Source organism: bacterium (assembly GCA_020444325.1).
Lineage (GTDB): Bacteria > Bacteroidota > Ignavibacteria > SZUA-365 > SZUA-365 > BM516.
Genome location: JAHLLD010000001.1, coordinates 348,335 through 367,149 on the forward strand (window position 1 = coordinate 348,335; position 18,815 = coordinate 367,149).

An 18,815-nucleotide genomic window follows, 5' to 3' on the forward strand; every position below is an offset into this window, starting at 1 on the left:
GAAGGGCACCTCAATGAGGTGCCCTTTTCTGTTGCTGTCAGCGATTGCGCCAATCCAGTTCGGCCTGCGGTTCGTTGTCGAGAACCTCCTCGATGCGCAGCAGGATCTCTTCATCCAGCTTTTCCGCCACCTCGAGTGCTTTCACGTTCTCCTCAACCTGCGCCACGCTCGATGCCCCGGTAATCACGGTACTGACATCAGGATTCATCAGACACCATGCGAGTGCGAGCTGCGGCATGGTCGCGCCCATCTCTTCCGCGATTCCGGTGAGCTGACGCACCGTGGCGACTTTATCGTCCCACTTGTCGTCGATGATACGCTTGCGCAGCCAACCGTACTCCGGCAGCGCCAGGCGGCTGCCTTCGGGGATACCATCGTTGTACTTGCCGGTGAGCAGTCCGGAGGCCAGGGGACTCCAGATCGTCGTTCCCAGTCCGATATCACTGTACAATCGCTCATACTCCACCTCCACGCGCCTGCGCGTCAGCATATTGTACTGGGGCTGTTCCATGACGGGAGGAAGCAGATGCTCACGACGCGCGAAGTCATACGCTTCGCGTATATTCTCTGCACTCCATTCACTGGTTCCCCAGTACAGCGCTTTCCCCTGCTGTATCAGCAGATTCATGGCCCAGACGGTTTCCTCAATCGGCGTATAGATGTCGGGACGATGGCAGAACAGCAGATCGACATAATCGGTCTGCAGCCGCTCAAGCGAAGCGTGGGTGCCTTCGAAGATATGCTTGCGGGAGAGTCCCCTGTCGTTTGGACCCTCTCCTCCCCAGAAAATCTTGGTGGAAAGAACGAGATCCGATCGCTTCCAGCCGAGCTTTTTGATGATATTCCCCATCATGCGCTCGGATTCACCGGCGGCATATGCTTCGGCGTTATCAAAAAAATTCACTCCGGCGTCATACGCCGCTTTCATGCAATCAGACGCAACATCTTCATTCACCTGGTCACCGAAGGTAACCCAGGAACCGAATGACAGCGCGGACAGCTGCAGGCCCGTCATTCCGAGAAAACGGTATTCCATGATATTCTCCAATTAATCCAACACGATTCAGGCTTTTGCCTGGTATTCCCTATCGCCCTTCGCTGGCAAGCAGCCCGCAGGTGCAGAAGAAATATGCAGTTTCTGCATATTTCTCAGGCGAAGCATGTGCCATCCCTTCAATCAGGATTACAACTCTTCCGGGGGAGACTCGTTTCCGGCATCCAGCACAAATTTCCAGCTGCCGTCTCCCTGCCGCTTCCATACGGTAATGTAATATCCGTACGTGGTGGTCCGCCTGCCGTTTTCGTCCACGCTGCTGAAGGTGTAGCGTCCGTGGGTATACCCGAGTTCGCCCGAGGCGGCGACATCCGCCATCAGCGGTTCCCAGGTCAGGGATGTGCTGCGCTGCTGATCACCCTGCTCCTGCAGCATGCGCGCGAAGTCATCCTTCGAACGCGGGTATCCCTGCTGCGGCAGAGCCCGGCCATCACCGGCGATATATTCGTGAAACGCAGCGACAGACCCTTCACGTTCCGAGTAGGCAGAAAACGCACTGTCGACAGCCATCAGTTCCGCTCTGGCTTCTTCGAGGTCCACCGGGCCGTCCTTTCGCTCAGCACATGCCACGACAAGCAGCAGTGCCACGCATACCATGATGTATCGCATAATGCCTCCATACGTCAGTGGGGCAGTTTTCCAATGACTTTCCACAACCAGCGATGAAAACCGTGAATGCCCTGCACCGGCTCAGTAAACATGAACACACATTCGTTGCTAACCACGCCCATGCCCTGCTCACGGCAGTAGCGTTCGGCATCCTCCGATGCGGCGCCCTGCTGCATCCACACGCGGGTGATTCCCGCCTCGCGAGCTTCGCGCACGAGCCGCTGCGTCACTTCGGGTTTCACAACCAGAATCAGTCCTCCAACCTCCGCTGGCAGCTCTTTGAGGCTGCGCACACAGGCCTGTCCGTCAATTTCCTCCGCTTCGGGATGCACCGGATACATTTCGTAGCCGCGCGCTTTGAATTCCCGAAGAATGGAGTTCCCGAATTTTTTCCCACTTCGCGACACTCCCGCAATGGCGAGCTTACGCTGCGCGAGAAAATCGTCGATGTCGTGCTTTGATGTCATGTTCGCTCCTGCAGATTGGAGGAAGGTACTTCGATGATTGAAAAGGAAATATAGAAAAATGGAATGATGGAAGCATTAGTCCGATTTCATCAGATACGGCAGCAGCTTCATCAGCGTGTAATCCGCTGTCACCGGAGCCGATGCGGTAAATGCGTCGCGGATGCGAACACGATCGAACGCCTGATCATCGATGTCGAGGAAAGACAGATCCGGGGGGAAACGGAGTGAGGGCCGTACGGAAGGCGCGTAGCGGCTCACGGCGTGATAAAGCCGCGGCCAGCGTGAGAGTCCCGCGCGACGGTACAGCCGTTCGAGCGCGACGGGAACGCGCAGCAGCCAGGGATTGGCAGTTGGCCAGGAAAGCACATCGGAGTAGGCGCGATGCAGGCGGCGCAGCTGCGGTACGTGCGTCTCGATGCTGAGCTGTTGGGGACGCTGACGCCAGCGCTTCGACGCTTCCATGCGTGCAATCAGCGCGACATACCTGCGGTCGTAGTACGGAGTCACGTAGCGAATATGCTGATTCTGCATAAGTGCGAGATCGGTCACATGCTGTGGCAGCAGCTGCTGCACGTAGAAACTGTCGGCGCAATATGCAGAATCTGCATAATTCCGCGGATCGGGTATCACCTGCTCGAGCTGCTCGATCGCGCGCCGCCTCAGGCGGTCTGCATCGCGTGTGAATCCGAGCACGTCTTCCTGCAGCAGCATGCGCGCCGACTCCCGCAGAAAATCGTCCCGCGTCTTCACGCGTGCGGCGGTGTTGCGCATGAACCAGCGTCCTTCAATTGAGGTGTGATTCCCGTCGAGCAGCATGCTCCCGTATCGGGCGTAGCGCCGGTGCACCTCGCTCGCATGAATGTTGTTGAAGGAAAGTACCCCGTTGCCAGCCGCGAGGAAGTCATCCTTTTCCTGCATCAGGTCGTAGGTGTCGGGCAGCCGTTCTTCGTGATGCTGCAGGCCGAGCAGACGGACGGTTTCCCTTGCAACGCCGATATCATGTCCCTCCTGCATGTAATGCGTCACAAAGCTGCAGTCTCGCCCCTCTGCATGCAGCACCGCCGCGATGGTGCGGCTGTCGAGTCCGCCTGTCAGTGCCGCAATGCTGCCCGTTCCTTCCATGTCATGCAGCGTCAGCACAGCCTCGCGAAACGCGTCGACGATATCCGCTTCGAGTCCATCATACGGCGCGGGATGTACCTCAACGGTGTCGTAACGGAAATGGGACGATTGTGCAGCGTCTCCGGTGAGATCAATATCCACCAGCGATGCTCCCGTCATCCGATGAATGCCTGCGTACATGGTTTTCCCACCCAGCGCGAAACCGAAGGCGAGCAGCTGCGCCATGCCGTCCTCGTCTTGCCGCAATCCCCCGCGCGCCTCTTTCCATCTGCACACCATGCGCAGCGAGGTTGAGAACACCGCGCCCTGTTCCTGCAAGCTGTAGTAGAGAGGAAGTGAAGCGAAGGGATCGGATACGAGTCGCAGATGCGTCCCGTCACAGCTGGCGGACTGAAACATCCCGTTGCAGTTGCGGGACAACTGTTCCACAGGCAGCGTGGCGAGCGCATGAGGCTCGCGGGAAAGCACGCTCTCCTCGAACATTACTCCGTCAAACACACCGATACCGGCACCATCCGCCGCTTCGGAAAGCAGGGCGGGATACGGATACCGGGCGGATCTGATCACGCCGAGCATCACGCTCCCATCGGCCGATTGCTGCGTCTCGAGCAGCTGCTCCTCACCGACGTGCAGTTCGACTTCCTTCAACCAGGAATCGATCTCATCCCGCCGACGGGAGCAGATACCGAAGATTCCTGTTGGTAGCATAATGTGGGACCTCTGCGGTGTTAGGAAGAGCGCTTTCTCTGTAGGAGCTGATCAACAATGGAAAGATAGAAAAATGGAAAGATGGAAAGATCATTTTCCGCTGGGTACAATGTGCACCCCGAATATCAGTGATTGCTTCCAGGCAGGAGCAAACGGCCCGGTACACACAAAGGGAAGCAATCCCTGCTCCGTGTAAGCTTGTTATCTGCAATTTGCAATTTGCGATTTGAAATCTACGCGGGTTTGAGTCCGGCGAATTTGAGGACGAGGGTTTTCTTTCCGACGGAGTCGAAGAGGACGACGCCGCGGGCCATGTCGCCGGTACCCTGGATGGAGAGCAGCTTGCCGCGGCCGAACGTGGCGTGGATGACATAGCTGCCGATGGAGATTTCGCCGTCCATCTGCGAGTATGAATCCGCACTGCCGAGCTGACTGTACTCATTGCGTTTGGGACGGGGCTTGTTGGCGGGTACGCCGGTGCCGCGGCGGCCGCGCTGGCCTCCGCGATGACTGCTGCCAAGTCCGTTCCCCGCATATGGTGCCCGGCGGCGCGTGCTTTCGCGCTGCACCACACTCTCGTCGATCTCATCGAGGAAGCGGGAGGAAACCTGTTCGAGGCGTTCGCCCCAGCGCACACGGGAACGTGCATGCGTCATATACAGTTTCTGCATCGCACGCGTCATGCCCACATAACACAGACGACGCTCCTCTTCCACCTCGTCACGTTCGATGGCCATGGAAGAGGGGAAAAGTCCTTCTTCCATACCGACGAGAAAGATGACGGGGAATTCCAATCCTTTCGCGGCATGCAGCGTCATCAGCGTTACCGCGTTGCGCGCATCGTCGAGGTTGTCGATATCCGAAACCAGGGAAGCCTGCTCGAGAAAGGCTTCCAGTGTATTCTGCCCATCCTCGGTCTCAAACTCGGTAACGGCGGAGAGCAGTTCCTGGATGTTGTCGAGGCGCATACGCGCATCGGCCGTGCCTTCGTTTTTGAAGGATGTCACCAGTCCCAGTTCATCGATCAGCGAGCTGACCAGTTCCCCGGCACTTATTTCGCCGCGCAGGGTGGTGTATTTCTGCACGAGACGCACGAATTCCTGCACGCGCCGCGTCGCCGCGGTGGTGAGACTCGGCACTGTTTCCGCACGCTTGACCGCTTCAAAAAATGAAATGCCCTCTTCCCCGGCGTAGTCCCGGATGCGTCCCACCGAAGTCGCCCCGATGCCGCGTGTGGGATAATTGATCACGCGCAGTCCCGCTTCGTCGTCGTCGGGATTGACGATAAGACGCAGGTAGGCAAGGATATCCTTGATCTCCTTGCGCCGGTAGAATTCCACGCCGCCGACGATGGTATAGGGAATACCGCTGCGGCGCATGGCATCCTCGATCGCACGGCTCTGCGCATTGGTGCGATACAGCACCGCGAAATCGTTGAGCTGCAGCTTGCGCTTGCGCGCTTCCTCCTGCATGCACAACACGATTTTGTGTGCTTCCTCTCCCTCATCTGCCGTTTCGAGTACGCTGATCATGTCGCCCGCGTCATTCTCCGTCCACAGCGTTTTTGCAATCTGCTTCCTGTTGTGCTTGATGACAGAATCCGCACCGGCAAGAATGGACTTGGTCGAGCGGTAATTCTGTTCGAGCCGGAACACCCGTGCGTTTTCAAAATGCCGTTCGAATTCGAGAATGTTGCGGATGTCGGCGCCGCGGAAGGCATAAATACTCTGCGCATCGTCGCCCACCACGCAGATGTTCTTCGTCTTCCCCGCCAGACGGCGCACGATCTGATACTGCGCCTGATTGGTATCCTGGTATTCGTCGATGAGAATGAAGCGGAACTGCTTCTGCCAGCTTTCCAGCACGTCGGGATGTTCGTCGAGCAGACGAATGGGGTGCAGAATGAGGTCGTCGAAATCCATCGCGTTGGAGGACTTGAGCCTCTTCTCATATTCGGTGAACACCTCGGCGACTTTCTGCTCGAAAATGTCGAAGGCTTTGTCCGCCAGGGCCGCAGGTGTCATCATCTTGTTCTTTGCGGCACTGATGGCATGCCGCACGGCGGAGGGAGAGACCTGCTGCGTGTTGATCCCGAGATCGTTCATGATGCTCTTGACCACACCCTGCGAATCTTCAGTGTCGTAAATCGAGAAACTGCGCTGGAAGCCGATGCGTTCAGCATCGCGCCGCAGCAGACGGGCGAAGGTGGCATGGAACGTCCCCATCCAGATGCGACGGGCTTCGTCGCCCGGGATCACCTGTTCGATACGCTCACGCATTTCGCGCGCGGCCTTGTTCGTAAAAGTGAGGGCAAGGATGTTGTAGGCCGGGACGCCGGCCTGCAGCAGGTAAGCGATGCGGTAGGTGAGCACGCGGGTTTTCCCGCTTCCGGCGCCCGCGATGATCATCACGGGTCCTTCCAGCGTTTGCACCGCTTCTTTCTGGACGGGATTCAGTTCACGAAGAAAGGACATCTGAGAGCTATGGTGTAACGGCGGCGGACCGATGGTGCGCCCGCATCCGGGATGAGACAATGGGTTTCTGGTGGAAAGCACTCCTCTTCCGCAGCCCTCACTGGCTGCAGTCTGGCTTCCCTGTGTTCAATTGGGAATTCCGGCTTCCCGATGCCGTGCGTTCGATCGACGCTACTTTTCCGGACGCATGGTCGGGAAGAGGATGACATCGCGGATGGATTCCGCACCGGTCAGCAGCATGGTCAGCCTGTCGATACCGATACCGAGTCCGGCCGTCGGCGGCATGCCGTATTCCAGTGTTTCCACGTAGTCTTCATCGAAGGTCATGGCCTCGTCGTCACCCCGAGCCCGCAGGCTGGCCTGCTCGACGAAACGTTCCTTCTGATCGATCGGGTCATTGAGTTCGGAGAACGCATTGGCGATCTCCTGTCCATTGATATACAGCTCGAAACGCTCGACCAGTCCATCTTCCGTGCGATGTTTCTTGGCCAGCGGCGAAAGTTCGAGCGGGTAGTCGGTAATAAACGTCGGTTGAATGAGATTATCTTCCACGCGTTCCGAGAAAATCTCATCGATGATTTTTCCCGGACCGTCACTGTCTTCGAGTTCCACGCCGAGACGTTTTGCGGCTTCGCGCAGACCGGCTTCATCCTTGCCGCGCAGATCCTCGCCCGTATGTTCCTTGATGGAATCGAACATGCTCAGGCGGCGGAACGGCGGCGTGAAGTCGATTTCCTCACCACCCACGACAGCGGTATTGCTGTTGTTGACAGCCTTGTTGATGGTGAACAGCATTTCCTCGACAAGCTCCATCATCCACCGGTAGTCCTTGTACGCCACGTACAATTCCATCATGGTGAATTCCGGGTTGTGATTGCGGTCCATCCCCTCGTTGCGGAAATCCTTGCTGATTTCATACACGCCGTGGAAACCGCCCACGATCAGGCGCTTCAGGTACAGCTCGTCGGCAATGCGCAGGTAGAGCGTCATGTCGAGCGCGTTGTGATGGGTGACGAAGGGACGCGCGGCGGCGCCGCCGTACAGCGGCTGCAGCACGGGTGTTTCGACCTCGAGATATCCGCGTCCGTCGAGAAACGCACGCATGCTGCGAATCAGCTGCGAGCGCTTGACGAACACATCCTTCACCGAGGGATTCACGATCAGATCCAGTGCCCGCTTGCGGTAGCGCAGTTCCTTGTCGGCGAACTGATCGTAGACAACCTTGTTTCCTTCCTCGTCCGTTTTCTCTTTCGGCACGGGCAGGGGACGCAGGGATTTCGCGAGCAGAACGATTTCCTTCGCATGCACCGACACCTCGCCGGTACGCGTACGGAACACGAAACCCTTCACGCCGATCACATCGCCGATGTCGAGCAGCTTGAACATCTTGTAGCTGTCCTCGCCCACATCGTCACGTTTGACGTATATCTGGATTTTCCCGGTATGGTCGGTGATATGGGTAAACGACGCTTTGCCCATACGGCGAATCGTCATGATGCGTCCCGCGAGCGCGACATTTCGCTCTTCCGCCTCATCGGTGAAAGATGCGAGAATGTCCGCCGCTTCAGCGTCCACCGGAAATTCATACGCGTAAGGCTGCACCCCGCGTTCGAGCAGCTCGTGATACTCCTCCCGCCTGCGGCGCATGAGATCGTTGAGGTCTTCGGTCTGACCGTTCTGCATGAATACCTGTCACATTCTGTTTGAGTTCTGTCGGATTCAAAACTTACGGAGCTTGCGCGGTAAATCCAATTGCCCCGCCGCTTCGGCCGAGGAAAAGCCCCGAGAAATGACTTGCGCTGTGGACCGAATAAAGTCTATATTCAGTCCGAACAGAAGGAGACAAAACATGAAGCTTTCCGAACAGGTCAAACCCGTCAGCTACTTCAAAGCGAATGCTGCGGAGATGCTCCGCTCCGTAGGCGAAGGAGGCGCCCCGTATATCATTACACAGAACGGGGAGGCAAAAGCCGTGCTGATGGATATCGACAGCTACGAGGAAACGCAGGAGACGCTTGCACTGCTGAAAATCCTCGCTCTGGGGACGCGCCAGATCGAAGAGAATGATGTGTATCCTGCCGATGAGGTTTTCGACCGCCTCCGTGATGGATTGCGGGAGAAATAATGTCCCATACCGTTTTTTTTACCAGGGATGCAGTCCGCGACCTGGACGCGATCCGGGATTATCTCCTCGATCATGGCGGAGTGGATGGTGCCATTGAGGAAATAGACAGACTGCAGAAGCGCATAAAACGGCTCCATGTCCACCCCGAGCGGGGACATGTACCAAGGGAATTGCACGCGTCGGGATTGCAGGACATCCGGGAAATAATCGAGAAACCATACCGCATTCTCTACCGCGTCACTGGAACACAGGTTTTCGTCTTGCTCGTCGCTCATGAACGACGCGACATGCAGACGCTGCTGCAGCGGCGCCTGCTGCGGGGTTAGCAGGCGAGGACAGCATGCGCGCAGTCGCAGTGATTTTCATTGCTGATATTGATTTTTCCTCACACGCTTACTATATTTGTTCTCTGTACTCGCTGCGCCTGTAGCTTAATTGGATAGAGCACCTGACTACGGATCAGGAGGTTCGGGGTTCGAGTCCCTGCGGGCGCGCCAGCAGCAAGTCCCTCTGCGCGAGGGATTTGTTGTTTTATTTCGACAATGATGCGCAAGGAAATGGAGGACAGTGATGCAAGCCCTGGCACAGACCAATTTCGACACGCTTTCGCTTTTCCGCCGCGGCAAGGTCCGCGACGTATACGAACTCGGCGACAAACTGCTCATCGTGGCAACCGATCGTCTCTCCGCGTTCGACGTGGTGCTTCCGGATCCCATTCCCATGAAGGGAACGGTGCTCACGCAGATTTCGCGTTTCTGGTTTGACCGCACGACACATATCACGCGCAATCACTGTATCTCCACCGATGTGACTGAGTATCCCGAAGAACTCGCCCCCTATGCCGAGGATTTGAAGGGCCGTAGCATGCTTGTGCGCAAAACGCAGCCGCTGGCCATCGAGTGTGTGGTGCGTGGGTATCTGACCGGCAGCGGACTCAAGGAATACCGCCGCTCGCAGTCCGTCTGCGGCATTCCCCTGGGGGAAGGACTCGTGGACGGCTCCATGCTGCCCGAGCCCCTGTTTACGCCGTCAACCAAGGCGGATGAGGGACATGACGAAAACATCGATTTCGAAACTGCAGCGGGCATCGTCGGGCGCGAACAGGCCGAAAAGGCACGCGACCTGAGCATCGCGCTCTACAGCTTCGCGCGTGATTTCGCCCGTGAGCGCGGTATTATCATCGCGGATACGAAGTTCGAGTTCGGCGTCGACGCCGAGGGCGAGATCATCCTCATCGACGAAGCGCTCACGCCCGATTCCTCCCGCTTCTGGCCAATGGAAGGCTACGCACCGGGACAGTCGCAGCCGAGCTTCGACAAGCAGTATGTGCGCGACTACCTGGAGTCGGTCAAGTGGGACAAGAATCCGCCGGCCCCTGAGCTTCCCGCCGACGTGATCGCGAAGACTACCGAGAAGTATCTCGAGGCCTATCAGCTCGTCACCGGACAGCAGCTGGCGGTCTGATTCGCAGATGAGTATTGCCGTTCCCAAACTGCCCTTCAACGATCACAAGCATCCGCCCACGCGGCCTGAGATCGATCTCCAGCTCGGCGTGCTGCCCGCCATCGAGCTCAAGCGCTTCGAGCACAAACTCGAACTCATAGAACCGCAGATCAACTGGTCGATGCAGTGGTACGAAAACGAAGCCGGCTGGGGCTATCGCGCCTCTTACCGCTCCCGTGTCGTCTGCGTGCTGCATTTCTACAAGGGCTTTTTTTCGGTGACACTCTCCGTACCCATCGACGAAACCGATGACTACCTCGCGCTCAAGGAAACGACACCGCTGGTCCGTACCGCCTTCGAGCATTTCAAGCTGTCGGCCAAAATGAAGTGGGTGACCTTCAACATCAGTCGCGGTGCTGACGTCGATGCCGTCATCGCCATCGCGAATAAGAAAATGGCGGATCTGCGAAAGAAAACACGCGGAGCATCCTGATCTCTCTTCGCATGGCATGCTGCTGATCAGCGCAGCGTGATTCCGCAGCACAACCATCGAATACGCAGACATTGAATCCATGAGGGCATTCCTGACGCCCTCATGGATTTTTCCATTTCATGGGGAAGGGTGAGGGGATAGTTTGTGTTCCTGCGGACCCGATCCGCGGGAATTTACATTTTAGGGAGAAACTGTCATGTCAACACTTGAACAGCGTTACTTCCGCGATGACGCGGAGGACGCGACGCATCACATCTACTCGTTCCTGACCTGCCGCCTCGCGCATTCCATCCCCTTCTCCGCCCGTGAGCAGCTCATGCAGTATCGCAGCAAATGCGAGCAGCAGCTGAGTAGCTCGGCTGACGGACTCGGCAGCGAAGCCGATATGTCGTCGGAACTGTTCCGCTACTGGGACGGATTGCTGGGCACGTCGCCCGGACCGGAGTGGCTCGGACACCCGGCCATCGCAGAATTCACGCAGATGTCCCTTCACGCCATGGAAGGTGTGCTCTGCCGTCTCGAGGGCTACACCATCCTGCCCACGCATGTACACGTCTGCTACAGCCAGGACCTCGCGCTGCGCTCGGGTCCCGCACCCACCCACGTCGCCGACGCACTCAAAACGCCTGTCGCACATTTCGCCTCACGCGTCCTCAACCTCCGCGGTCCTTTCTGGCAGAACGAAGATTACCACCGCATTCTCCGCAGCCGCCGCGAAGTCGACTCCATCCTTCGCTACCTCCGCCGTGACGCCGTCCGCAGCGGTCACGCCGCCCACCCCGAAGAATGGCCCTGGACCTGGTGCCGGGGTGAGGAGGTCACGGTCAGGATGATACAATAATCCCCGTGGAGCATGGAAAGATGGAATGATTGAAAAATGGAAATATGACCGTATGCGTCATATTTCCATCATTCCATTATTCAATTGTTCCATAGTCCGCGCCCCCGGGGGTAGTGTAGAATCCCGGGTGAAAACGATCCCGCGTTCAGAGCACAAGCCCCACGAAGAAGACCGCCGCGAGGAAGGCGATGAAGTCGGCGAGGAGGCCGGTGGGGAGCGCGTGGCGGGTGTTGCGGATGCCGACGGCGCCGAAGTAGACGGCGAGGACGTAGAAGGTGGTTTCGGTGCTGCCGTAGAGGGTGGAGACGAGGACGCCGATGAAGCTGTCGGTGCCATAGGCCTGCATGGTCTCGGTCATGATGCCGAGGGAACCGCTGCCGGACAGAGGACGCATGATGGCCATGGGCAGGGCTTCGGCGGGGATACCGACGAGGTCGGTCAGGGGACGCACGATGGTGATGAAGACGTCCATCGCACCGCTGGCGCGGAAGATGGCAATGGACACCAGCATCAGCACGAGATACGGGATGATGCGTACGGCGATCTGAAAGCCTTCTTTCGCTCCTTCGACGGCGACTTCGTAGACTTTCACCTTTTTGAAGGCACCGTAGACGAGGAAAAACAGCATCAGCGCGGGAATGGCTACCGCGGAGATGACCGAGACAAGTGCGCGGAACATATCCATCAGTCTGCCTCCGCCCTGTCAAAACGGAACATGCGCAGGCGCGAAAGGGTCTTGGCGAGAATCACCGCGAAAATGGTTGCCGTCAGCGAGGCAAGAAAGCTGGTGCCGATGATGAAGGCGGGGTCAGCGGAGCCCGCGGCGGCGCGCACCGCGATGGCTGTCGCGGGGATGAGTGTGACGCAGGAGGTGTTCAGGGCCAGGAAGGTCACCATGGCGTCGGTGGCAACGCCGGACTTCGGATTGAGCTTGTCGAGTTCCTCCATGGCCTTGAGTCCGAACGGCGTCGCGGCGTTACCGAGTCCGAGCATGTTCGCCGAGATGTTCATGATCATCGAGCCGACGGCGGGATGCTCAGCGGGAACGTCGGGAAAGAGCCGCACGGTGATGGGACGCACAAGGCGGGCGAGATGCGTGATGAGTCCGGCTTCCTCGGCCACTTTCATCACCCCGAGCCACAGGGCCATGATGCCGATCAGTCCAATGGCGATCTGCACAGCCACACCGGCGATTTCAAATGCTGCATTGGTGATGTTGCGCAGGTACACGAGCGACACCTCATCGAGATGCATCGTCCACGAGCCATCCCTGCGCTGCAGCCGCGCGGTCAGCGTACCGCTTTCGCCCAGCGCTTCGGCGATGACGGAGAAGCGTTCCGGCGCGCCGTTACCGATGGTGATCTGCGCGGTGGTCCTGCCATCCTCATGCGTGCTGATCACGGCCGGCAGGGAGCAGTCGCCGGAGATTTCGTCGGTGGGGAAATGTCTGCGCAGCTGTGCGGCGGAGATGAGGATGTGCGACTGCACGGAACCCTCGCTTCCGGGATCGGGTCCGTCGAGCTGCACCTGCCAGGGAATCCCGTTGCCGAAGCTGTTCTGCGTAACGTCATACACATCGCGTCCTGCGGCAGTGAGGATGCCGATAACAATGAGGGCAAGCCAGATATGATTGAGCATAGACGCCGTGCTCTGATGTGAATTCTGTTATGCCGCAGTGCGGAGACAGCGGGAATATCAGCGCATGATTTCCGTGCGCACGCCTTTGATTTTGTAATCGCCTTCGTCAATGACACGCACTTCATCATCTTCCACACTTACACCGACGAAACGGCAGACGCCTTCGTTGTCTGTCATCGTGGTCAGCGCGTGGTTGAGTTGAACGCGGACGAATGGTGCGGGTTTGCCCGCTGCGTCGTGCACAGTGACTTCGACGAGCTTGGTACCGTCCGTTCCATAGTCCTCACCTGCGAGAATGCTGGCGTAGACGGCCCAGGCGATATTCCAGCTGAACAGCGGAGCCAGCTGCTGCGCGTACGTGCGCCCCGAAGGCACTGGAAGCGTCACGCTGATCTGCTGCCTGTCTTTGATATCTTCGCGCCAGGGAATGCGCAGGACAAAGCGATTGAGTCCGATCCCGGTAAACTGCGGGAAAATACGCTGCATGCGCACTCCGAAATTCCTGCTGTCCGATCGCGCATTCGCACGCAGCGTGATCACGCGGTCGCTGCCGTTGACGGCGAACTGGAACAGCGGCGCGTCAGCATAGAGCTTAAGCGCGTCCTCAAGAGACATGCTTTCATCGCCTGCAGGAACAATCACGCGGGCCCCGCTGGCGGTCAGCAGCTGCTGCACATGACGGAGCGTCATGTAGTCGACCCGATCGGGCACGGCTTCTGCATCGCCCGCGAGGTCGAGAATGATGGTCTTCCCGCGCAGTACGCCATGTGCGACAGGCGAAAGCAGAACGGGATCCTGGATGGGTCCGCCCTTCAGCGCTTCCTCGCGGCCGAAATATCCCTGTGCCGTAAGCACCACCTTCATGCCATCGGTTTCCTTCCCGGCAATGATATACACGCCGTCAGCGTTGCTCTTCACAACGCCGCCGCCGGGCAGTTCAATCGTGGCGCCGGACAGTGCCTTTCCGTCAGTACTCATCACAATACCGCGCGTATAGCGCGCATCGACGGATGTTGTGATCAGTCCTTCGGTTTTTACCGGACCATTGGTCGCCTCGAAGGTCACCCGTTCCGCGCGTCCGGGATACACGTTCATGCGTGCGACACCGCCTGTCAGCGTGAGCATGGTATCGATACCGTTACTGGTGCGGAAACGGATCGGGAGTCCATCAGGCACCGAGCTTCCCGCACTGTCGAGCGCCATGATGGTCACCATGCTGAAGGCGCTGCGGTCGGGGGGAATAATCGCGGGCTCGGCGGAGGAACGCAGCTTCACCGGGGGATTCCCCACGGCGAAATACAGTTCGAAAGGAGCCGAACTGTTCCCGTTGCTGTTGCGCACCTGGGCAGTGAGATGGTGATAGCCCTGCGAAAGTTCGGTGAAAGGACTGACGGTGATCTTTCCCGTCTTCCGGTTGAACGTAAAGCCCTGCTCATTCCCGTCGATGTACACGAGAATGCTCTCGTCGAGAATGTCACTGCGGTCGCGCACCTGCAGTTCGATTTTCGGCGAGCGTTCCTTGAACACACGCGGCGAGCTGTAGGCAAGGTGCGGGATTCCCGCCTCGAAGTATTTCCCGATACCACGGAATATGCCCCAGGCCTGGATGTCGTTGAACGCCTGGCGGCGCAGGCGCTGCTCTTCATATTCGGAGGTGAAGAAGGCGCATTCGACAAGCACCGCCGTCATCGTGGTGTTGCGAAGAACAGCAAAGCCTTTGCCGGGATTCACAAGGTAATCCGACATGGTGCCGTCAAACGACGCGAGGGGACCGGGATTGCCCATCACATAGGCCAGGTCACGCTGAATGTATTTCGCCAGGTCGTGGCTGGATGGTGCGTAACCCATTTCTCCCGGACGCGAGTGGTAAAACGTGGTCGTATAATTCGTCCACTTGTTCCCTGCCGCGTTGTGATGGATGGAAACGAAGATGTCTGCCTGATTGGCATTCGCCTGCTGGGCGCGGGCTTCGAGCGGAACGGTCTTGTCGGTTTCCCGCGAAAGCATCACGTTGGCACCCGCCTGCTTGAGATAGTCACGCAGGCGCAGGGCGACGCGGAGATTGACATCCGCTTCGACGACATCGCCGGCAGGACCCACGCCATCACGATCCTCGCCTCCGTGTCCCGGGTCAACAAACACCGTGACGTCTTTCAGCACCTCGCGATACGAGGCAATGGCCGAATCACGCTTGAACGCATCACGCAGATCGGGCGGTGTGACGAAATACACCGAGGGACCACAGGCCGTGAGTCCGATCAGCAGAAGAAGCGCCGCGATGACAGGCGTAATAATTGATTTCATACGATATGCCGATTTTCCATAATCGTTGAAATATACCCAGAGGCGGGGTGCAGGACAAACATATCGGCAGACACGAACTCCCCCGGAGGGCTGGGACTTGCGGCGTGACGACGATCTTCGCATGTTATCACATGCTCCAGGCAGAACAGTTTTATGACGACATCGCCGCTTCGTATGACGCGATGACAGGGTTCGATACACGTCTCGCCGCGCAGAAGCCGCTGCTGCAGCGCCTCATCGATCGCCTCCCCGCCGAAAGTGTGATCGATATGGGCTGCGGCACGGGCGTACACGCCATCGCGCTCGCGCAAATGGGTCTGCGCGCTACCGGCGTGGATATCTCCGCCGGCATGCTCGAACGCGCGCAGCGGCATGCCGGGCAGCACTCGGCCTCCGTGCGTTTCGTACATGGTGATTTCCTGGCCCCACTGACCGATCCCCCCGCCGACCTGCTGCTCTGCCTCGGGAATTCCCTTCCCCATCTCCCCTCCCGCGCCGCCCTCGCTGCCGTATTCGCGCACTGGCGCTCGCTGCTTGTCCCGGGTGGACACGTGCTCGTTCAGCTGCTCAACTACCGCCGCGTCCTTACCCGGAAGGAACGTATCGTCAACATCCGGCGTGACGGTGAGCGCACGATCGTGCGTTTCTATGATTTCCTGGACGACGGCCTGCAGTTCAATATCCTCACGATAGATGCCACCGCTTCCGCAGCCAGCGCTTCCGCAGCTGGTGCTTCCGCAGCTGGTGCTTCCGCAACCAGCGCTTCTGCAGCGGGCGCTTCGCCGAAGCATAGGCTGCAGAGTACACGCCTTCAGCCATTTACCGATACCGATCTCGTCGAAGCGGCGGCGACGGCGGGACTGCGGGAAACCGGTGTATTCGGTGGACTTGATTTCTCGTCTTTTCATGCCAACAGCACCGACTGCGTCCTCATCGCAACCCTGTGATAATCCCTGCCTGAGATATGGACGTGTGGGAGAGAGGCGAGGTCAGCGTCCGAGAGGCTTGATTTCCGGCCGGAGTCCCTTGATACGCTGCCAGAGGATTTCCAGCATTTGCTCGTAGTCCTCCGGTTCGGGGAATTCCCTGCGTATGGTAATCTGATCTTCTCCCGTCTCAGATCCGCGCAACAATGCGAAGCGGAAGGTGAACGCGAGATCACGTGCGGGACCCAGACCGAAACTGTTTTCGGGCTCTCCGACATCGATATCGCCAAAACGGAGGTCACGAAAATACAGCGCTCCCTCCGGGGTCTGCTGCACGCTGAACCAGCCTTCGGAAAACCACCGCAGTGTACGAATCGCACGCTGATCCTCGATGACCGAAAGCAATTGTTCATTGCGCGGAACGTAGGTGAAGGAAATCTCTTTTATCTCGTCGAGAAAACTGTGATACCCGATGTAATAGCCATCTGCGGTTTCCGCCACGCAGCGCCAGAGTATGCAGTTGAACGGCGTGGGAACGACGATCATGCGCTGCGGTGTGATTTCCTGCCGCTCGAGTTCGTCGTGAAAGGCGTCGACAGCTGAAAATTTGAAGACCAGGGCGATGATCACGTATGCACTCGCGAAAATAATCCCGATGGAATTGCGGAAGAGTTTCGCGCGTACCTCACCCCGAAACAGTGAAAAGATGAGAAACACGAGCAGGGGCAGCGTGAAAAGAGGGTCTATGATGAAGAGGACGTTCCACGCGAATTGTTCATGCGAGAACGGGGCGAGGATTTGCGTGCCGTACGTGGTGAGCAGATCAATGAGAATATGCGTCCCGATGGCCAGGAAGGTGAACAGGGCGGCCTTTTCCACTGTGACTTCCCCGCGGTGGATGCGGGAGATCAGCCAGCCCAGCAGGGGGGTGAGCACGACGAGGAGCAACAGACTGTGCGAGATACCGCGATGCCAGGTGAGCTGGGTTACCGGATCGAGCAACGGGTTCGCGAGCACATCGAGATCCGGCAGTGCACCGGCAAGCATACCCCAGAGCACGGCCTTGTTGCCGAGTTCGCGGTTCATGGTAGCCTGTCCCACCACGCCGCCGAGCGTTACCTGTGTCACGAAATCCATGTTGAACTGAAATCCCGTTGTGGAAAAAGTATCCCGCCGCCGCACAACGTGTGCAGTGGAAGGCTTGAATTTTTCAGGGGAAGAAAGCGCCGCCTGTGTGTCAGGAAAACCGCAGCATTACAGGTTGAGTTCCAGGCAGCATGCCCCGCGTCCTGAGCAAAATACGCAGGTTACTCGGCCTGGCGCTTCTGGTTGTTGTTCACATAGCGGTCGAGGACATAGCAGAACACGCCGAAGGCGCGGACGGCCTGGGACTGCGGGTGCACGGTGCCGATTTCATCCACGCCATAGCCGTCTTCCCCGCCATTGGGATTCCAGCCGTTGCGGATGCCGTCATCGGACGCGCGATGCAGTGTCACCTTGGCCTGTCCATTATGATTCGTCCATACATGCTCGAGCATGCGTTCGACCTTGGTCGGTATATCAGGCAATTGATCCGGCGCAATCATGTAGGCGTCGAGAATGAAATGCACAAATGCCCCGTTGCCGTCCATGCGCAGCTGGTAAAAATCCTGCGCATCCACCCAGCCCGTGGCCGGATCCATGATACGGCGGGCGGTTGCAACAACGATGTCGCGATATTTTTCCTCTTTTGTCACGCGGTACAGTGCGGCGCCGATGGAGCAGTACGAAGCGCCTTCCCAGGGGAGTTGCTTGCCAAAGGCCGCGGGGCCTCTCGCGCCTTCCCAGCGTCCATCACCCTTGTAGAGCGTCTGTTCGATGCCCGGGATGCTGCCGTCGCCGTTCCACACTTTGAGCGCGTCGTCAAGGTATTCCTGCTTCCCCGTCGCCTCATACAGCCAGCAGGCGACGGTGACCATCTGATTCATATTGCTGTTGGTGAAAATCTGGTCACGGACCTCGGATTCGGGGGGCCAGTTGTACCAGCTCCAGTATCCTTCATGCGAGGAAAGGCGTCCCTGCATTTTTGCTTCCACGTAGCGGATTTCAGCGGATTCCACCAGGTTTTCATGTGTTCTGCCCAGGAAATCCCACCAGTACAGCTCGGCCAGCGCAGCCCAGGCACGATCATCGACCCAGGTGCCGTTGAAAAGATCCCGCATGGGATGTTCCTGCGTGTGGAAGCGGTACAGCGCACTGTCACCCGTCACGGCAAAAAGATGGGCGTCCCCTATGGCGCCGTTTGCCCCTTCCCATCCGGCGGTATACACCTTGTGGAACTGCCGGTCGATGGCGTATGCACGTTTCAGCCACGTTCCTTCGGGCTGATAGCTCGACCCCGTGACGTCCTCGCCGCGCTCCGGCCTGCCATTGCCTTCGAGGAAGGAAAAGGCCCCGAACGCATACAGGATGGCGATGGTGAAGAGCACGCCACCCGCGATCAGCACCAGGGCACCCATGCCGCCCTGTCGCGGAGCGCCGCCGTTTCCACTGTTGCGTTTCTTTGTCATTGCATTGCTGTGTCGCTGTTGAGGCTTTCGATTAATATCAGGATTTCTTGGGAGAAAAGCAT

17 protein-coding genes and 1 tRNA gene are annotated in these 18,815 nt (G+C 58.2%); 7 read left to right on the forward strand and 11 right to left on the reverse strand.

The window, feature by feature from the left end; translation table 11 throughout:
* Window positions 1-37: 37 nt before the first annotated feature.
* The 6 genes from KQI65_01435 to lysS form a co-directional block, all read right to left on the reverse strand.
* The gene (locus KQI65_01435) at window positions 38-1,036 is read right to left on the reverse strand and encodes an aldo/keto reductase (protein MCB2203383.1); all 999 of its coding nucleotides are present in this window, start codon (window positions 1,034-1,036) and stop codon (window positions 38-40) included.
* A gap of 147 nt (window positions 1,037-1,183) precedes the next feature.
* A complete protein-coding gene (locus KQI65_01440; GenBank protein ID MCB2203384.1) occupies window positions 1,184-1,663 on the reverse strand; it encodes a nuclear transport factor 2 family protein in 480 nt (159 codons plus the stop codon).
* Between the two features lie 14 nt (window positions 1,664-1,677).
* The gene (locus KQI65_01445) at window positions 1,678-2,130 is read right to left on the reverse strand and encodes a CoA-binding protein (protein ID MCB2203385.1); all 453 of its coding nucleotides are present in this window, start codon (window positions 2,128-2,130) and stop codon (window positions 1,678-1,680) included.
* 75 nt (window positions 2,131-2,205) lie between these two features.
* Window positions 2,206-3,960, reverse strand: coding sequence for a hypothetical protein (locus KQI65_01450; protein ID MCB2203386.1), 1,755 nt, complete (start codon window positions 3,958-3,960; stop codon window positions 2,206-2,208).
* Between the two features lie 233 nt (window positions 3,961-4,193).
* Window positions 4,194-6,434 carry a UvrD-helicase domain-containing protein gene (locus tag KQI65_01455; GenBank protein ID MCB2203387.1) on the reverse strand — a complete coding sequence of 747 codons (2,241 nt, stop codon included), beginning with the start codon at window positions 6,432-6,434 and terminating at the stop codon, window positions 4,194-4,196.
* A gap of 171 nt (window positions 6,435-6,605) precedes the next feature.
* Window positions 6,606-8,117 carry a lysine--tRNA ligase gene (gene lysS / locus KQI65_01460; protein ID MCB2203388.1) on the reverse strand — a complete coding sequence of 504 codons (1,512 nt, stop codon included), beginning with the start codon at window positions 8,115-8,117 and terminating at the stop codon, window positions 6,606-6,608.
* Between the two features lie 166 nt (window positions 8,118-8,283).
* Between lysS and KQI65_01465 the strand changes: the two genes are divergently transcribed.
* From KQI65_01465 to KQI65_01490, 6 genes are all read left to right on the forward strand, one after another.
* Complete coding sequence (locus KQI65_01465) at window positions 8,284-8,559, forward strand: type II toxin-antitoxin system Phd/YefM family antitoxin (GenBank protein MCB2203389.1); 276 nt, start codon at window positions 8,284-8,286, stop codon at window positions 8,557-8,559.
* Window positions 8,559-8,885 (forward strand): type II toxin-antitoxin system RelE/ParE family toxin, encoded by a 327-nt coding sequence (locus tag KQI65_01470; protein MCB2203390.1) that lies wholly within the window; start codon window positions 8,559-8,561, stop codon window positions 8,883-8,885. Before KQI65_01465 ends, KQI65_01470 begins: the two co-directional genes overlap by 1 nt.
* A gap of 94 nt (window positions 8,886-8,979) precedes the next feature.
* A tRNA-Arg gene (locus KQI65_01475) sits at window positions 8,980-9,056 on the forward strand.
* A 73-nt stretch (window positions 9,057-9,129) separates the two neighbouring features.
* Window positions 9,130-10,023 (forward strand): phosphoribosylaminoimidazolesuccinocarboxamide synthase, encoded by an 894-nt coding sequence (locus KQI65_01480; protein MCB2203391.1) that lies wholly within the window; start codon window positions 9,130-9,132, stop codon window positions 10,021-10,023.
* A gap of 7 nt (window positions 10,024-10,030) precedes the next feature.
* Window positions 10,031-10,495, forward strand: coding sequence for a DUF3788 domain-containing protein (locus tag KQI65_01485; GenBank protein ID MCB2203392.1), 465 nt, complete (start codon window positions 10,031-10,033; stop codon window positions 10,493-10,495).
* A 196-nt stretch (window positions 10,496-10,691) separates the two neighbouring features.
* A complete protein-coding gene (locus tag KQI65_01490) occupies window positions 10,692-11,336 on the forward strand; it encodes a hypothetical protein (GenBank protein ID MCB2203393.1) in 645 nt (214 codons plus the stop codon).
* A 145-nt stretch (window positions 11,337-11,481) separates the two neighbouring features.
* Here KQI65_01490 and KQI65_01495 read toward each other — a convergent pair whose 3' ends face one another.
* From KQI65_01495 to KQI65_01505, 3 genes are read right to left on the reverse strand one after another with little or no spacing between them, the layout of a single operon-like run.
* Window positions 11,482-12,015, reverse strand: a complete 534-nt coding sequence (locus tag KQI65_01495) for a spore maturation protein (GenBank protein ID MCB2203394.1) — start codon at window positions 12,013-12,015, stop codon at window positions 11,482-11,484.
* A 5-nt stretch (window positions 12,016-12,020) separates the two neighbouring features.
* Entirely contained in the window at window positions 12,021-12,974 is a 954-nt protein-coding gene (locus KQI65_01500; GenBank protein ID MCB2203395.1) for a hypothetical protein, read from the reverse strand.
* A gap of 57 nt (window positions 12,975-13,031) precedes the next feature.
* Window positions 13,032-15,278: an N-acetylmuramoyl-L-alanine amidase gene (locus KQI65_01505; protein ID MCB2203396.1), complete on the reverse strand. Its 2,247-nt coding sequence runs from the start codon at window positions 15,276-15,278 to the stop codon at window positions 13,032-13,034.
* 131 nt (window positions 15,279-15,409) lie between these two features.
* Here KQI65_01505 and KQI65_01510 point away from each other — a divergent pair, with 131 nt between their 5' ends.
* On the forward strand, window positions 15,410-16,225 hold the full coding sequence (locus tag KQI65_01510; protein ID MCB2203397.1) for a class I SAM-dependent methyltransferase: 816 nt from the start codon (window positions 15,410-15,412) through the stop codon (window positions 16,223-16,225).
* A 42-nt stretch (window positions 16,226-16,267) separates the two neighbouring features.
* Here KQI65_01510 and KQI65_01515 read toward each other — a convergent pair whose 3' ends face one another.
* Together KQI65_01515 and KQI65_01520 are read right to left on the reverse strand one after the other, a co-directional pair.
* Window positions 16,268-17,341: a metal-dependent hydrolase gene (locus tag KQI65_01515; GenBank protein MCB2203398.1), complete on the reverse strand. Its 1,074-nt coding sequence runs from the start codon at window positions 17,339-17,341 to the stop codon at window positions 16,268-16,270.
* A 170-nt stretch (window positions 17,342-17,511) separates the two neighbouring features.
* Window positions 17,512-18,753: a hypothetical protein gene (locus KQI65_01520; protein ID MCB2203399.1), complete on the reverse strand. Its 1,242-nt coding sequence runs from the start codon at window positions 18,751-18,753 to the stop codon at window positions 17,512-17,514.
* Window positions 18,754-18,815: the final 62 nt, after the last annotated feature.

Bases quoted from the DNA above. Each gene is read 5' to 3' on its own strand.
- KQI65_01435 (MCB2203383.1), bottom strand. From the start codon at position 1,036: ATGGAATACCGTTTTCTCGGAATGACGGGCCTGCAGCTGTCCGCGCTG.
- KQI65_01440 (MCB2203384.1), bottom strand. From the start codon at position 1,663: ATGCGATACATCATGGTATGCGTGGCACTGCTGCTTGTCGTGGCATGT.
- KQI65_01445 (MCB2203385.1), bottom strand. From the start codon at position 2,130: ATGACATCAAAGCACGACATCGACGATTTTCTCGCGCAGCGTAAGCTC.
- KQI65_01450 (MCB2203386.1), bottom strand. From the start codon at position 3,960: ATGCTACCAACAGGAATCTTCGGTATCTGCTCCCGTCGGCGGGATGAG.
- KQI65_01455 (MCB2203387.1), bottom strand. From the start codon at position 6,434: ATGTCCTTTCTTCGTGAACTGAATCCCGTCCAGAAAGAAGCGGTGCAA.
- lysS (MCB2203388.1), bottom strand. From the start codon at position 8,117: ATGCAGAACGGTCAGACCGAAGACCTCAACGATCTCATGCGCCGCAGG.
- KQI65_01465 (MCB2203389.1), top strand. From the start codon at position 8,284: ATGAAGCTTTCCGAACAGGTCAAACCCGTCAGCTACTTCAAAGCGAAT.
- KQI65_01470 (MCB2203390.1), top strand. From the start codon at position 8,559: ATGTCCCATACCGTTTTTTTTACCAGGGATGCAGTCCGCGACCTGGAC.
- KQI65_01480 (MCB2203391.1), top strand. From the start codon at position 9,130: ATGCAAGCCCTGGCACAGACCAATTTCGACACGCTTTCGCTTTTCCGC.
- KQI65_01485 (MCB2203392.1), top strand. From the start codon at position 10,031: ATGAGTATTGCCGTTCCCAAACTGCCCTTCAACGATCACAAGCATCCG.
- KQI65_01490 (MCB2203393.1), top strand. From the start codon at position 10,692: ATGTCAACACTTGAACAGCGTTACTTCCGCGATGACGCGGAGGACGCG.
- KQI65_01495 (MCB2203394.1), bottom strand. From the start codon at position 12,015: ATGTTCCGCGCACTTGTCTCGGTCATCTCCGCGGTAGCCATTCCCGCG.
- KQI65_01500 (MCB2203395.1), bottom strand. From the start codon at position 12,974: ATGCTCAATCATATCTGGCTTGCCCTCATTGTTATCGGCATCCTCACT.
- KQI65_01505 (MCB2203396.1), bottom strand. From the start codon at position 15,278: ATGAAATCAATTATTACGCCTGTCATCGCGGCGCTTCTTCTGCTGATC.
- KQI65_01510 (MCB2203397.1), top strand. From the start codon at position 15,410: ATGCTCCAGGCAGAACAGTTTTATGACGACATCGCCGCTTCGTATGAC.
- KQI65_01515 (MCB2203398.1), bottom strand. From the start codon at position 17,341: ATGGATTTCGTGACACAGGTAACGCTCGGCGGCGTGGTGGGACAGGCT.
- KQI65_01520 (MCB2203399.1), bottom strand. From the start codon at position 18,753: ATGACAAAGAAACGCAACAGTGGAAACGGCGGCGCTCCGCGACAGGGC.